Genomic DNA, 14,482 nt, shown 5'->3' with positions numbered 1-14,482 from the left:
GTTATTTTGCCGCGCAGTCAGCGGGATCCCCCTGAAGCTTTTTTATGGCGTGGGGAAGAGCCTTTATCACGACCTCAAGATTCTCAAGGGCGCCCTTGGGACTTCCCGGCACATTCAATATTATACTGTCTTTTCTGGTTCCGCAAACCGCTCTTGATAAAAGAGCGTGGGGAGTCTTCCTGAAGCTTTCCATCCGCATGGCTTCCTCGAACCCCGGGAGGCGCTTTTCTATCATCTCAAGCGTGGCGTCCGGAGCTATGTCACGGGGAGAAAGCCCTGTGGAGCCGTTTGTTATCACAAGGTCAAAGCCCTGAATGTCTATGAGATATTTTATTATATTCCTAAGCTGATCGACCTCATCGGGTATGAGCTCAAGCCTTGTGAAGGAGGGGTCAAGCTCCTTTTTCACCATCTCTATGAGGGCGGGACCGGTCTCGTCAACACGCTCGCCTTTGCTCCCTTTGTCGCTGAGGGTGACAACGGCGACGGTTATTTTTTCCTTGGGGAGCTTTTCCACACTATCGCCGAGTTTAACTTCGCCGTCACCTTTGACAACGCCGAATATTCCCTCACGGGGCATAACGCAGTCTCCTGCGGCGTGGTAGATTGCGCATCTGTTGTGGCAGAGCTTGCCAAGCTGGGAGATGATGAACTCAACACCGCCGATTTTAAGTCTTTCGCCCACCTTCATGCTGACGAGGTCAACTCCGATTGTGGTTATGTTTTCGGCGAAGTCGCCGCCTTTGACTTTAAGACCTTTTGCCACCATCTTATCTATGCTTTCCTGAGCGAGAAAGCTTACCTGTCTGTGCCATTTGCCGCTGTGCGCATCGTTTTTTATACCGAAATCGTTTACCATCTCAACGGAGTCAACAGGGGTTTTCTGCACTCCCTTTTTCTCGCTGATGTTTATTGAATGGATTTTGCCTGACATTTTCGTTCCTCCGGCAGATGAAATAAAATTTTTGTTTGGTTTCGGGGTTTTACTGTTCAGGGAAACTTTTTATTAAAAGCATCCGCCGAGCCCCTTCAAAAAATTTTTATTTACTTCGCAAGTTTATTTTTGAATGAGAAAAGGTAAAGTAAAAACTTTCCATTTTCTTCGTTTGGATGCAAAATAATTAATTCGGTATGTAATGTCAACGAAGTATGTGGAAGGAGTTACCCATGAGAGTATTTGAAAACAACCCCGCCTCCATAGGGAACACGCCCCTCGTGAGGCTTAATAAGATATGTGCGGCGGGTAATACCTTCCTCGCTAAGATAGAAGGACGCAACCCCGCTTACTCCGTAAAGTGCAGAATAGGCGCCGCTCTTCTCTGGGATGCCCTTGAGAAGGGAAAGCTGAGAAAAGGGATGACGGTTATAGAACCCACCAGCGGGAACACGGGAATCGGGCTTGCCTATGCCGGGGCTGCCATGGGGATAAAGGTAGCTCTGATTATGCCCGATAACATGAGTGCGGAGCGCAGGATGCTTATGAGTGCCTTCGGCGCCGAATGTATGCTCACTGACGGCGCTCTCGGTATGAAGGGCGCGGTGGACAAGGCTGTGGAGCTTGCCGCAAAGGAACCCGACAGATATTTCCTGCCTCAGCAGTTTGAAAACCCCGCAAACCCCGCTATCCACAGAGCAACAACAGGGGTGGAAATCTGGAACGATACTGACGGACAGGTGGACGTGATAGTATCCGGAATAGGCACCGGCGGCACAATCACAGGCATTGCCCAGTGTCTTAAGCTTGATAAAAAGAAAAATATCATCGCCGTGGGTGTTGAGCCCGACGGCAGTCCGGTTATCACGCAGTTTATGGCGGGTAAGCCTATGATCCCCGGTTCCCACAGGATTCAGGGCATTGGTGCGGGCTTCATACCAAAAACCCTTGATGTTAAGCTTCTGGACAAGGTTGTCACCGTGCCGGATGACGCCGCCTATGACTGGACAAAAAGACTCGCAACGGAAGAGGGCATTCTCGCGGGAATCTCCTCCGGTGCCGCCGTATGGGCTGCGGATACTGCCGTCAGAGAGCTCGGACTTCAGGGGAAAACCATCGTAATAATCCTTCCCGATTCAGGGGAAAGGTATCTGTCAGCGAATATATTTTAGGGGCTGTATGCGTATTTTTGCTGTTCTCCTATTCTGTTTGTTTGCTTTCACGGTCTATGCCGCTGAGAAAAATCCTTTTGAATCACTGTACCTCTCCGCTTCGTCCGTCACTGCGGAGGAACTGGGGGTGTTTTTTGAAAAGAATACAGTAAACTGTTCCTCAAAGGCTTCCGTGAAAGGTTTTACCGCTCTCTCAAGGGTTATTTACGGCTATGAAGAGGGCAATATCTACGCCGAAGCATTCAGGACAAATTTCAAAAAATGCCCCGATGTCTTCATGGCGGAACTCTCCGCGTCTCAGGACGAGGTTCAGTCATGTGTGTTCTTCCGCCTGACAAACTCGGAGAGCGAGGATGAGTCGTTCGACAGCAGGCTGGCAGATTATCTGACAGAGGAGAAATATGCTTCCCTTGCGGAAATATATGATGCTTCACCGCTATGCTCCTTCGATGAAAAGGTCACCGGAAAATTCGACTTCGCATTTGTTTTCGACAACTTCGCCCGCCTCTCTCCGGCGGAAACAGAAACGGCGTACTCGCAGTATTATCCCGATGTTTTCCTCTGCAAAAACAGGGCACAGGTAAAGAACTTTCTCAAAATCTCCCGCCTTCCCCTTGAAGAGGACGCTCTGGATAAATATTACTCCGCCCTTGCGCTCACGCTGATCCGCAGCCCCGAATGCTTCCTCACGGAGCTTGCCGCATCGCCTGAGCCTGTGCGCAACTGCGTTGTCTCATACCTGAAATCAACTCCTTTTAATAATCAGACGGAAATAGCGCTTACGCTCGGACTGTTCGAGGCAAACCCAAAATTCACCGGAATACTGGGGCTTTATTTCAACGCCGAACCGGAATGCGAGCTCTTCGAGGAAAAGTAGACCGGTTCCAACATCGCTAAACAAAATTCAGCAAAACCAAACTTTATCCTTTACATTTGTTCATGTACATTGTAGATTTTATTGAATTCAGAAATTCAGTTTTTTGGGAAGAGTTTAAGAAACACTTTTTTTTCGTTAAAAAAGGGTTTCTCAGTAATATTAATATTTTCCGGGGAAACTTTTTAGGAACAAAGTTCCCCCGAACCCCCTCAAAAACTCACTTTCCCTTTAAACAAGGAGATATAGCGATGGGCAAAAATCTTTTTCAGAAAGTATGGGAAAAGCACCTTGTGCGTGAGCTTCCCAGCGGTCAGTCCCAGCTTTTTATCGGGCTGCATCTTATCCACGAAGTCACCAGCCCTCAGGCGTTCGCAATGATCAGGGAGCTTGGGCTTAAGGTGGCTTATCCGGACAGAACATACGCAACCTGCGACCACATTATCCCCACGGACGGGCGTGAGAGACCTTTCGCCGATCCCATGGCTGAGGAGATGATGCAGTCTATAGAAAGGAATACCGAAGAGTTCGGCATAAAGTTTTTCAATCCCGAGTCAGGCGCTCAGGGTGTTGTGCATATAGTCGGTCCGGAGCAGGGGCTTACCCAGCCGGGGATGACCGTTGCCTGCGGTGACTCGCACACGGCGACACACGGCGCTTTCGGCGCGATAGCCTTCGGGATCGGCACAAGTCAGGTGCGTGATGTTCTCGCTACTCAGACAATGACTATCTCCCCCTTCAAGGTGAGGAAGATTGAGATAAAAGGCAGGCTGGGCGACATGGTCACGTCAAAGGATGTTATCCTGCATGTGATCCGCAAGCTGGGTGTTAACGGCGGTCTGGGTTATGCTTACGAGTTCTGCGGCGAGGCCGTGAAGAATATGAGCATGGAAGCCAGAATGACTCTCTGTAACATGGCGATTGAGGGCGGCGCAAGGGTAGGCTACATCAACCCCGATGAGGTGACCTTCGAGTATCTCAAGGGCAGACCTTACGCTCCCAAGGGCGAAGAGTTTGAAAAACGTAAGGAATACTGGAAGAGCATAGCCTCCGACGCTGACGCTGAGTATGATGACGTGGTGGTTTTTGACGCATCCGAGATAGAGCCCATGGTCACATGGGGGATCAACCCTGAGCAGGGCATAGGCATTTCGGAAAGCATTCCCGTACCGGTGAACGAGACTATGAAGGAAGCCCTTGAATATATGAAGTTCGGTGCCGGCGATAAGATGGAAGGCAAGAAAATTGATGTCTGTTTCATCGGAAGCTGCACAAACGGGCGTATAGAGGATTTCCGCATGGCGGCAAAATATCTCAGGGGGCGCAAGGCGGCTCCCCATGTGCGGGCACTTGCCGTGCCCGGGTCATATGAGGTTAAGGCGCTTGCGGAGAAAGAGGGTCTGGATGTTATCTTCAAGGAAGCGGGCTTTGAATGGCGTGAGCCCGGCTGCTCCATGTGCCTTGCCATGAACCCCGACAGGCTCAAAGGGGATCAGATAAGCGCATCCACCTCAAACAGAAACTTCAAGGGGCGTCAGGGTTCCTCCACAGGCAGAACACTGCTTGTGAGCCCGGTTATGGCTGCCGCTGCCGCAGTTGAAGGCTGTATTGCCGACTGCAGAAAAACCTTCGGGGGTGTTAAATGAAGCTTGAAGCGATAAGACAGGTAAAGGGTACGGCTGTTCCCGTTCCCGGAGATGATATAGACACAGACAGAATTATTCCCGCCAGATACCTCAAGTGCGTCACTTTTGACGGTCTTGGGCTTGCGCTTTTTTTTGACGAGCGCTTCGGTGAGGGGGGCAAACCCCTCGGACATCCGGTGGACGCTCCGGAATATAAGGGCTCAAGATTCATCATCAGCGGAAACAACTTCGGCTGCGGCTCCTCCCGTGAGCATGCTCCGCAGGCGATCATCCGTGCGGGTTATGACGTTGTCATAGCCGGAAGCTACGCCGAGATATTCTTCGGCAACTCAACCACGCTTGGTATTGTCTGTGTCACTCTTCCCGATGCGGAAAGAGCTGAACTCACTGCTCTGGTCAAAAAGGATCCCAAAACCGAGTTTGTGCTTGATGTTGAGGTGAGAACACTCACAGCGGGCGGCAAAACATATAATGTGGGAATCAAGGACGGAGCGAGAAAGGCTTTTCTCGACTGCACGTATGATTCACTGGCGCAGCTTCTTACCGGAAGGGAGCAGACGGCGAAGCTTGAGGCGGCATTGCCTTACAGGTTCTAAATTATAAACGCTGAGCGGTACATCCTGTCCGCTCAGCGTACACGCTCGCGCCGAACTTCGTTCGTCTTCGCTCCGCACGGCGCAAGCCCGTCCATGGGCTTGTGGACAATATCGGCGTTACATCCTGTCCGCTCAGCGTACACGCTCGCGCCGAACTTCGTTCGTCTTCGCTCCGCACGGCGCAAGCCCGTCCATGGGCTTGTGGACAATATCGGCGTTACATCCTGTCCGCTCAGCGTACACGCTCGCGCCGAACTTCGTTCGTCTTCGCTCCGCACGGCGCAAGCCCGTCCATGGGCTTGTGGACAATATCGGCGTTACATCCTGCCCGCTCAGCGTACACGCTCGCGTCGAACTTCGTTCGTCTTCGCTCCGCACGGCGCAAGCCCGTCCATGGGCTTGTGGACAATATCGGCGTTACATCCTGTCCGCTCAGCGTACACGCTCGCGTCGAACTTCGTTCGTCTCCGCTCCGCACGGCGCAAGCCCGTCCATGGGCTTGTGGACAATATCGGCGTTACATCCTGTCCGCTCAGCGTACACGCTCGCGCCGAACTTCGTTCGTCTTCGCTCCGCATACAAAGGCAAAACACCCCTCTTTCTTAAAGAGGGGCAGGGGGGAGATTTGTAATATTAATCGCGTATCTCCGGATTTTGTCATTGCCTTTGCCGCAGGGCAGATGTGAGCCCGCCTGCTCTTCCGTGTCAATCTGCTTAAATACTTTCCCGTAAATTAATTCTTCCTGAAAACACTCATTCCATGTTTTATTCTTCAAACAGCTTCACATACGCCAAAAAAAGCGGATTATTTGCTTGAAAAGCCCTTTCCTAAGTTATATAAAGGTTGGATTGTCTGAAAAATGATAAATTGGATATTAAAATAAATCGGTACTGGAAAGGGTGAAGAATGTCTTACTATTTTCTCGAAATAGGCAGTGAGGAAATCCCCGCAGGGTTTATAGGAAAGTCCTGTGATTTTCTTAGAGGCGAGTTTGAAAAACAGCTTAAAGAGAATAATATAGCCTTCGGCAGCGTTACGGCTGACGGAACGCCCCGCAGGATGTATGTTTATGTGACCGGCATAGCTGAAAAGCAGGCGGACTCCGAGGAGTTCATTATGGGTCCTCCCGCTTCCATAGCTTACGATGCTGACGGAAATCTCACCAAAGCCGGACAGGGGTTCGCCGCCTCCAAGGGAATCAAGCCCGAAGACCTGAAACGCACCAAGACAGACAAAGGCGAATATATCTCAGGGGTTAAAAAATCCGTCGGCGTTGAAACCGCTGAGGTGCTTAAGGATCTTGTTCCCCGCATTATAAAGTCAATACCATTTCAGAAATCAATGCGCTGGGGCAGCACAGACTTCCGTTTCGCCCGCCCTGTTCACTGGTTTATCTCCCTCTTCGGCGGAGAGGTTCTCCCTTTCGAGATTGACGGCATTCAGGCAGACCGCTTCACCTACGGTCACAGAATAATGTGTCCTTCCCGATTTGAGATTAAGGACTATGACAGCTATGTGAAAACCCTTGCGGACGCCCGTGTGACAGTAAACACCGAGAGCCGCAAAGAACAGATAATGATACAGATAAAAGCCCTTGAGGAGAAACACGGTTTCCGTGTGGATGTGGATCCCGATCTTCTTGACACTGTGAGCAATCTTGTTGAGGCTCCGGTGGCTGTTCTCGGCAGCTTTTCAGAGGACTTCCTCAAGCTTCCCCCCGAAGTGCTTATCACTTCCATGAAAAACCATCAGAAATACTTCTATGTAAACGATAAAAACGGCAAACTGCTTAACTACTTCATCGGCATATCAAACACTGAGCCGGAGAACACCGAGCTTATCCGCAAGGGGTACGCAAGGGTTCTGAGGGCGAGACTTACGGATGCCAAGTTCTTCTATGAGAACGACATAAACGTTCCCCTTTCTCAGAGGACGGAAGAACTTAGAAAGGTTGTTTATCAGGAAAAGCTTGGCACATCCTACGCCAAGATGGAGCGCTTCAGGACCGTTGCCGCGTATCTTGCGGAAACTCTGGACAATACCGCCAAAGCAAACACCGACAGAGCCGCCTATCTCTGCAAGGCAGACCTGCTCAGTGAAATGGTGTACGAGTTCCCCGAGCTTCAGGGTATAATGGGAAGAGAATACGCCGCTCTCCAGAAGGAAGAGGAGAGTGTTGTTAAGGCAATATTTGAGCATTATCTGCCTCGCTTCGCAGGAGACAGGCTGCCGGAAACCGCCGCAGGCTCATTTGTTTCCATGGCGGACAAGCTGGATACCGTGTGCGGCTGCTTCGCTGTGGGGCTCATTCCCAGCGGAAGCAACGACCCCTACGCACTGCGCCGCAGCACAATAGGCATTTTACAGATTATAAGAACCAAGGGATACAGACTTGACCTCGGCAGTCTCATAGAGAAGAGCCTTTCTGTCCTTGCGGGCGCAGTCAAATTTGATGCGGAGAAAACCGCAGCCGCAGTTAAGGAGTTCATCCTCCAGAGACTTAAGCAGCTTCTCGTCACGGAAGGGGTTGACGGGGAATGTTTCGATGCGGCATCAGGACTTTCTTCTGACGTGATCACCCTTGAAAAGGCTGCCCGTGCTCTCGCCAAGTACAGAAACAGCGCAGAGTTCGGCGTGATCTCACAGGGGTATAAACGTATCAACAACATATTGAAAAAGCAGGAATGGAACACGGACGCCGTTAATCCCGCCCTTTTTGAGAAAGTGGAAGAAAAAGCACTCGCTGACCTCCTTGCGGAGAAAAAGCAGGCGACAGCGGAGCTTATTAATAAGGAAGACTTTGAGACCGCATTAAGCGGACTCTTGGCTTTCAGCAAGCCTGTGGATGCCTTTTTTGAAGCCGTTATGGTAATGGCTGAAGACGAAAAGGTGAAGAACAACAGGCTGAGCCTCCTTACCGGACTGAGAAACATCTTCGGGCTGGCGGGAGACCTTTCAAAATTAGCTTAAACCACAATATACTGGGGGTTAGTAAATGTCTAAAAAATGGGTGTATTTCTTCGGCAACGGAAAAGCCGAAGGCAAAGGTACCGACAAGGAGCTTCTCGGCGGAAAAGGTGCCGGACTTGCCGAGATGACGAATATCTCCATACCTGTTCCTCCCGGCTTCACAATCACCACGGAAGCCTGCGTTGAATACTACTCGAATAATCAGCAGTATCCGGAAGGACTTACAACTCAGATGATTGAGGCCATGGGCAAGCTTGAGACCGCAGTGGGCAAAAACTTCGGCGATATTGCCTGCCCTCTGCTTGTTTCCGTCCGTTCCGGCGCAAGGGTCTCCATGCCCGGCATGATGGATACGGTTCTTAATCTCGGTCTTAATGATGAAACAGTGAAAGGGCTTGCTTCCTCCTCCGGAAACGAACGCTTCGCATATGATTCCTACAGAAGATTCATCCAGATGTTCGGCGATGTTGTGCTCGGTGTCGGTCACGGTAAGTTTGAGAGACTGCTTACCGACATGAAGCGTGCCAAAAATGTCGATGAGGACACCAAGCTTGACGCTGCCGACCTGAAGAAGCTTGTTGATCAGTATAAGGATGTTGTTTCAACCGAGACGGGACGTAACTTTCCGCAGGAGCCGAAGGAGCAGCTTAAGCTCGCGGTGAATGCCGTGTTTGAGTCATGGAACAACCAGAGAGCGAAAACCTACAGAAAAATCAATAAAATACCTCATGAGTGGGGAACGGGCGTAAACGTTCAGGCAATGGTGTTCGGCAACATGGGTGACGACTGCGGAACGGGTGTCGCCTTCACCAGAAACCCCTCCACCGGCGATAAGGAGTTCTTCGGCGAATTTCTTATCAACGCTCAGGGTGAGGACGTCGTCGCGGGCATCAGAACCCCCAACCCGATCATAGAGCTGAAAACCGTAATGCCCGAGGCGTTCGCTCAGCTTGAAAAGGTTTATCAGACTCTTGAGAAACATTACAAGGATGTTCAGGATATAGAGTTCACCATAGAGAAAAATAAGCTGTATATGCTCCAGACACGCTCCGGAAAGCGTACTGCGAAAGCCGCGGTTAAGATAGCCTATGACATGTTCAGGGAAGGGCTTATAGATAAAAGAACCGCTGTTCTCCGTGTCGCTCCTCAGCAGGTTGACCAGCTTCTGCACCCGATGATAGATCCCAAGTCCTCATATGACGCAGTGGCGAAAGGGCTTCCCGCCTCTCCCGGCGCTGCCGTGGGCAAGGCTGTCTTCACTGCGGAAGAGGCTGAAAGCTGGGCGCAGAGAGGCGAAGCGGTTATCCTTGTGAGAAAGGAAACCTCTCCCGAGGACATAGGCGGAATGCACGCCGCTCAGGGTATCCTCACCGCCACAGGCGGAATGACAAGCCATGCGGCTGTTGTCGCCAGAGGCATGGGCAAATGCTGCGTCGCCGGCTGCGGTTCCATAAATATAGATGAAAAAGGCAGAAAGTTTACCGTAGGCGGTCACCTGATAAAAGAGGGTGACTTCATCACCATCAACGGAACCACCGGTGAGGTTATTCTCGGTCAGGTTGAGCTTATAGAGCCCTCCCTTTCAGGTGAGTTCGCGGAGATACTCACATGGGCGGACGAGTTCCGCACCCTTGGTGTGAGAGCCAATGCGGATACTCCTCATGACGCTCAGGTCGCCCGTGATTTCGGCGCCGAGGGCATAGGTCTCTGCCGCACTGAGCACATGTTCTTCGACGGCGACAGAATAGACGCCGTGCGTGAAATGATTCTCGCTTACGATGTTGACGGACGCAAAAAAGCCCTTGAAAAGGTCAAGCCCTACCAGAGGGAAGACTTCGAGGGACTCTTCAAGGTTATGGAAGGACTTCCTGTCACAATCAGGCTTCTTGATCCGCCGCTTCACGAGTTCATTCCTCACACTGACGAGGATGTGGAAAAGGTCTCAAAGGCTTCGGGCATCGCATTCGACAGGCTGAAAAGAAAGGCTCAGGAGCTTCATGAGTTCAACCCTATGCTCGGTCACAGGGGCTGCCGCCTTGCGGTTACTTTCCCCGAGATATACGAAATGCAGGCATACGCAATTTTTGAAGCGGCATGCAAGCTGAAAAAAGAGGGAGTGAACGTAATCCCCGAAGTAATGATACCCCTTGTGGGACACTATAAAGAGCTTGAAGAACTGAAAGAGCTTGTGGACAACGTAGCCGCTGAGGTTATGGAAAAAACAGGCGTTAAGGTTGACTACCTTGTGGGAACAATGATTGAGCTTCCCAGAGCCGCCCTCACAGCGGACGAGATAGCCGCCCATGCCCAGTTCTTCTCTTTCGGAACGAACGACCTCACGCAGACCGCTCTCGGCATAAGCCGTGATGACGCGGGCAAGTTCCTGCCTCAGTACGTGGAAAAGGGAATCTTCAAGGAAGATCCCTTTGTCTCCATAGACCAGTCCGGCGTGGGACAGCTTGTGGAGATGGGAGTTGCCAAAGGGCGCTCTGTAAGAAAAGAACTCAAGACAGGAATATGCGGTGAACACGGCGGTGATCCTGACTCAATAGCCTTCTGCCAGAAGGCGGGGCTTAACTATGTAAGCTGCTCTCCATACAGGGTTCCTGTGGCGAGACTCGCTGCCGCGCACGCGGCTCTTAAGGGCTAATAAATTTCAATGGGGGCTTTATGCCCCCTTTTTTCTTGTTTTATAATGATTCAGGTCGTGCTTTATGACTCCGGACGCAGGTTTAATCCGTCTGCTTGAAAACTCTCTGGGTATCAGTATAGTCTCGTGCACCATAGTCTTTTCGGGAAAAACACACAGCCTCCTCAGCGGTAAAGAGCAGGAAGCTCATCTTCTTGAAGTTGCAGGAGAAAGTTTCTCCTGTACCATCGGCTACAGGGGTTCGGCAGATGAGGAAAAAGCGCGCCTTATACTTGCTGACGCGGTGAGCCTCTACTGCGCTGCCATGAAGGGCGGCTTTCCCGCAGAATGCGCCAAGCGGGCTGATCTTCTCGGCAGCATCGTGAGCGGCGGGAGCATAGATAATATTCTTAATGAACTGGTGCTGCTGATAGTTGCCACGCCTGCATTCGATTCGGCGGGTGTGTTCCTCCTCAATGAAATCCTTCTGGAACTTCGTGGGCTTGTATACGCCGGAGAAGCTGAAAACAAGGCAGGAAAGGGGATAAGCTTCCGCAGCAGGAAAATAAGGTTCACCAAGAAAAGCCCGCTGTCTGATATAATGTACTTCGGCAGGAGCGGCACCGTTGATCTGGATAAGGTGGAAGACTGGAAAGGCATGCAGGACTGCCTGAAGGGTGAGGCTTATGCCTGCCCGCTGATAAACATGGACGGAAGCGCCGCAGGCATGGTTATCGCCACCGGCGGCGGCTATTCCGATGAAGCGGCTGCTATTTTGCAGTTTTACTCAAACCTCTGCTCCATAGCTCTCAGCAACGCCAATATGCGCGGTGAGCTTATCCGTCTTAAAACCTATGAGGAAGATTTTGAAAAGGTCGACTATGTGTCCAAGGATCTGGTGAAGATGGGCATGCTGGCGGCTACTGTCGCCCATGAGCTTAAAAATCCTCTGGTGGCAATCGGCGGTTTCGCGAAAAGACTCGCCGCATTCGGCTCCGATCCGAGAATGGATAACTACATAGCGATGATTCAGTCCGAGGTTACAAGACTTGAAAACCTTGTGACGGAAATACTTGATTACTCAAAAAGCATTGACCTCAAAATAGAGAGACTCCGGCTTGACACTGTAGTGAACGAGACCCTGAGGCTTCTTTCCGAAAGCATAAGCATAGGTATGATACACGTAAGCAAGTCTGTTGACCCTGAAATATCTGTTCACGCTGATAAAAACAGGTTTATTCAAGTGTTGATAAATGTTATCATAAATGCTATTCAGATAATGCCGAGCGGCGGCGATTTAAAAATAAGTGCTGAAGAAAGTTCGGAAACGATTATACTCTATATTAAGGATACGGGGGGCGGTGTTCCTGAGTGCGAGATGGAAAAGATTTTTGAGCCTTTTCACTCAAGCAAGCAGGACGGCACCGGACTGGGGCTCTCTCTCTCCAAAAAAATTATGACAGCTCACGGCGGACAGATAACCGTTACCAATGACGAAACGGGCGCGGTTTTTGCCCTTATTCTGCCGAAGCCCGGAGGATTTAATGACTAAAAAAATACTGCTTGTGGATGATGACAAGGGTATTATTCAATACTACAGCGAGCTGCTTGAAGGCAGCGGGTATGAAGTGCAGGTAGCAATGGATGGCGAGCAGGCTCTTGCCGCGCTGGGTGCCGGTCTGCCAGATCTTGTTCTGCTTGATGTGAATATGCCCGGCAAAAGCGGGCTGGATATTCTGAAGGAGGTCAAGGAGGCAAATGAAAAGCTGCCTGTCTTCCTTCTCACTGCCTATGAGCAGTATAAGAGAAATTTTTCCTCTCTTTACGCGGATGAATACCTCACCAAGGCGAAAAAGCCCGAAGTAATCCTTAAGAAAATAAGCGACTACATATAAATGCAAAAAGCCGCCCGGCGCAGGGCGGCTTTTTTCGTGCAAGGGGTTAACACGGAAGATTATGTCTTCTTTGTATAGGAAGAAGACAGACACCCTTTCAAAAGATTCAATTATTTTTTTCAGTATATTTTATTTAAATTCGCCCAGAGGCAGAATCTCTTTTCCGTATATCTCGCCCAGCATCTGCGCCGCGCCTGTGTAAACGGCGGCAAGCCCGCAGAGTATTCCCACAAAACCCGCAGCTGTTTTCAGTGCCGGATTCTCAAGCATATCCGCCGCGCCGAGCATGAAAAAAAGCAGAGTCAGCAGGAAGAAAACCACAGTCAGCGCACGGCTTATCCGGAATGTTCCGATAAAGAGTATCAGCGTGAAGAACCCCCAGAAAAACAGGAATGACGAAAGGGCGGTTGCGTCCGGAGCCTCGGTAAAACCGAATTTGGGGAAGGTGAGCATGCCCACCAGAGTTATCCAGAAGAAGCCGTAGGATATGAAAGCCACGGTTCCGAAGGTATTTTTCTTTTTCCACTCCATCATTCCGGCTATTATCTGCGCAGCTCCGCCGTAGAAGAGCCCCATGGATATTATCATGCTGCCGAGCCCGAAAAGACCGATATTGTGGAGATTAAGAAGAATGGTTGTCAGCCCGAAGCCCATGAGACCGAGAGGGGCGGGATTGGCTGTGGTGTCTCTGATTGCGGTTTCCCGCTGTGTGAGTGCCGATATGGCACGTTCCCGCACGTAGGAGCGCAGGGCGATAAGCGCCATGTCAGCGTATTTGGCGGAGCCGTGCTCAAGCACGATTCCGCCGTCATGAGTTACGCTGAAATCCGCTACACTGTTTCCGTGAAAATCGGTTACAGTACCCCTTCCCCTGCGTATGCTTACTGTCCATCCCGCAAAGGAGAGAGGTCCGGTTTCCAGTCTGGTATAGTCCATTTCCTACTCTATTGTCCCTAAGGGAAGAACTTCGCGTCCGTATATTTCGTTGAGTATCTGAGCCGCTCCGGCGTAAACAGCCAGCGCGCCGCAGAGAACGCCTTCGTATCCGGCGATTATTTTTATGGTGTGATTGCCTGTCATGTCGCCCACTGCAAGGAGGAAGAAGAGGACTGTAAGCGAACCGAATATGGCTATCATGGTGTAATTCATTTTAAATGTGCCGAGGAAAAGGATAAGCGTGAAGAATCCCCAGAAAAACAGGAAGGATGCCATGGCAGTTGCGTCCGGCGCTTCGGCGAATCCGAATTTCGGGAACACTATGAGCCCGACCAGAGTTATCCAGAAGAAGCCGTAGGATATGAAAGCCACTGTTCCGAAGGTATTTTTCTTTTTCCATTCCATAATGCCCGCTATGATCTGAGCTATGCCGCCGTAAAAAATGCCCATGGAGAGGATCATGCTGCCGAGACCGAACAGCCCTATGTTGTGAAGATTGAGAAGGATGGTGGTAAGCCCGAAGCCCATAAGCCCGAGAGGGGCGGGGTTTGCGGTTGTGTCCTTGATTACTGTTTCGGCGAAGGCAGCAGCCTCGCTGACTTTCTTGCTCACCGTCTCAACGGGTGAGATCTGCTGGGTCAATTCCTGTTTTGCCATAGTGAACCTCCATTTTATAATTAAGAATTCATGTCCGACCGATTTAATAAGTTATGAACAATCAGTAATTATTTTTTCTGTGTATATAGTATATGAAAACGCAGTGCAATAACAAATTTCAGCTGTTGAAAGGCTCAGACGCATCTTATGCTTGTTTATAACTATGTTCTTT

At 50.6% G+C, this 14,482-nt stretch carries 11 protein-coding genes; 8 read left to right on the top strand and 3 right to left on the bottom strand.

The window, feature by feature from the left end; translation table 11 throughout:
* Position 1: 1 nt before the first annotated feature.
* The gene (locus EP073_RS00245) at positions 2 to 934 is read right to left on the bottom strand and encodes an MOSC domain-containing protein (protein ID WP_128465171.1); all 933 of its coding nucleotides are present in this window, start codon (positions 932 to 934) and stop codon (positions 2 to 4) included.
* 233 nt (positions 935 to 1,167) lie between these two features.
* Between EP073_RS00245 and cysK the strand changes: the two genes are divergently transcribed.
* From cysK to EP073_RS00205, 8 genes are all read left to right on the top strand, one after another.
* The gene (gene cysK, locus EP073_RS00240) at positions 1,168 to 2,106 is read left to right on the top strand and encodes a cysteine synthase A (protein ID WP_128465170.1); all 939 of its coding nucleotides are present in this window, start codon (positions 1,168 to 1,170) and stop codon (positions 2,104 to 2,106) included.
* Positions 2,107 to 2,113: 7 nt separating this feature from the next.
* The gene (locus tag EP073_RS00235) at positions 2,114 to 2,983 is read left to right on the top strand and encodes a hypothetical protein (protein WP_128465169.1); all 870 of its coding nucleotides are present in this window, start codon (positions 2,114 to 2,116) and stop codon (positions 2,981 to 2,983) included.
* 248 nt (positions 2,984 to 3,231) lie between these two features.
* Positions 3,232 to 4,626 carry a 3-isopropylmalate dehydratase large subunit gene (gene leuC, locus EP073_RS00230; protein WP_128465168.1) on the top strand — a complete coding sequence of 465 codons (1,395 nt, stop codon included), beginning with the start codon at positions 3,232 to 3,234 and terminating at the stop codon, positions 4,624 to 4,626.
* Positions 4,623 to 5,222 (top strand): 3-isopropylmalate dehydratase small subunit, encoded by a 600-nt coding sequence (gene leuD / locus EP073_RS00225; RefSeq protein ID WP_128465167.1) that lies wholly within the window; start codon positions 4,623 to 4,625, stop codon positions 5,220 to 5,222. Before leuC ends, leuD begins: the two co-directional genes overlap by 4 nt.
* Before the next feature lie 907 nt (positions 5,223 to 6,129).
* Positions 6,130 to 8,193: a glycine--tRNA ligase subunit beta gene (gene glyS, locus EP073_RS00220; RefSeq protein ID WP_128465166.1), complete on the top strand. Its 2,064-nt coding sequence runs from the start codon at positions 6,130 to 6,132 to the stop codon at positions 8,191 to 8,193.
* A gap of 25 nt (positions 8,194 to 8,218) precedes the next feature.
* On the top strand, positions 8,219 to 10,843 hold the full coding sequence (ppdK, locus tag EP073_RS00215) for a pyruvate, phosphate dikinase (RefSeq protein WP_128465165.1): 2,625 nt from the start codon (positions 8,219 to 8,221) through the stop codon (positions 10,841 to 10,843).
* A 64-nt stretch (positions 10,844 to 10,907) separates the two neighbouring features.
* Entirely contained in the window at positions 10,908 to 12,374 is a 1,467-nt protein-coding gene (locus tag EP073_RS00210) for a sensor histidine kinase (protein ID WP_128465164.1), read from the top strand.
* Positions 12,367 to 12,717 carry a response regulator gene (locus tag EP073_RS00205; RefSeq protein WP_128465163.1) on the top strand — a complete coding sequence of 117 codons (351 nt, stop codon included), beginning with the start codon at positions 12,367 to 12,369 and terminating at the stop codon, positions 12,715 to 12,717. Before EP073_RS00210 ends, EP073_RS00205 begins: the two co-directional genes overlap by 8 nt.
* Before the next feature lie 129 nt (positions 12,718 to 12,846).
* On the opposite strand, the gene EP073_RS00200 is transcribed toward EP073_RS00205, so the two are convergent.
* The gene (locus tag EP073_RS00200; protein ID WP_128467737.1) at positions 12,847 to 13,482 is read right to left on the bottom strand and encodes an acetate uptake transporter; all 636 of its coding nucleotides are present in this window, start codon (positions 13,480 to 13,482) and stop codon (positions 12,847 to 12,849) included.
* 174 nt (positions 13,483 to 13,656) lie between these two features.
* On the bottom strand, positions 13,657 to 14,310 hold the full coding sequence (locus tag EP073_RS00195) for an acetate uptake transporter (RefSeq protein ID WP_128465162.1): 654 nt from the start codon (positions 14,308 to 14,310) through the stop codon (positions 13,657 to 13,659).
* Between the last annotated feature and the right edge of the window lie 172 nt (positions 14,311 to 14,482).

Origin of the sequence: Geovibrio thiophilus (assembly GCF_004087915.1) — a bacterium.
In the GTDB taxonomy this organism is placed as follows: Bacteria; Chrysiogenota; Deferribacteres; order Deferribacterales; family Geovibrionaceae; genus Geovibrio; species Geovibrio thiophilus.
The sequence above is the reverse complement of the archived record's forward strand: the minus strand, read 5'-3'. Positions and strand labels throughout refer to the sequence as shown.

Coding starts and splice junctions, on each gene's coding strand:
- glyS (WP_128465166.1), top strand. CDS start 6,130: ATGTCTTACTATTTTCTCGAAATAGGCAGTGAGGAAATCCCCGCAGGG.
- EP073_RS00205 (WP_128465163.1), top strand. CDS start 12,367: ATGACTAAAAAAATACTGCTTGTGGATGATGACAAGGGTATTATTCAA.
- EP073_RS00210 (WP_128465164.1), top strand. CDS start 10,908: ATGACTCCGGACGCAGGTTTAATCCGTCTGCTTGAAAACTCTCTGGGT.
- leuC (WP_128465168.1), top strand. CDS start 3,232: ATGGGCAAAAATCTTTTTCAGAAAGTATGGGAAAAGCACCTTGTGCGT.
- EP073_RS00235 (WP_128465169.1), top strand. CDS start 2,114: ATGCGTATTTTTGCTGTTCTCCTATTCTGTTTGTTTGCTTTCACGGTC.
- ppdK (WP_128465165.1), top strand. CDS start 8,219: ATGTCTAAAAAATGGGTGTATTTCTTCGGCAACGGAAAAGCCGAAGGC.
- EP073_RS00195 (WP_128465162.1), bottom strand. CDS start 14,310: ATGGCAAAACAGGAATTGACCCAGCAGATCTCACCCGTTGAGACGGTG.
- leuD (WP_128465167.1), top strand. CDS start 4,623: ATGAAGCTTGAAGCGATAAGACAGGTAAAGGGTACGGCTGTTCCCGTT.
- EP073_RS00245 (WP_128465171.1), bottom strand. CDS start 934: ATGTCAGGCAAAATCCATTCAATAAACATCAGCGAGAAAAAGGGAGTG.
- cysK (WP_128465170.1), top strand. CDS start 1,168: ATGAGAGTATTTGAAAACAACCCCGCCTCCATAGGGAACACGCCCCTC.
- EP073_RS00200 (WP_128467737.1), bottom strand. CDS start 13,482: ATGGCGCTTATCGCCCTGCGCTCCTACGTGCGGGAACGTGCCATATCG.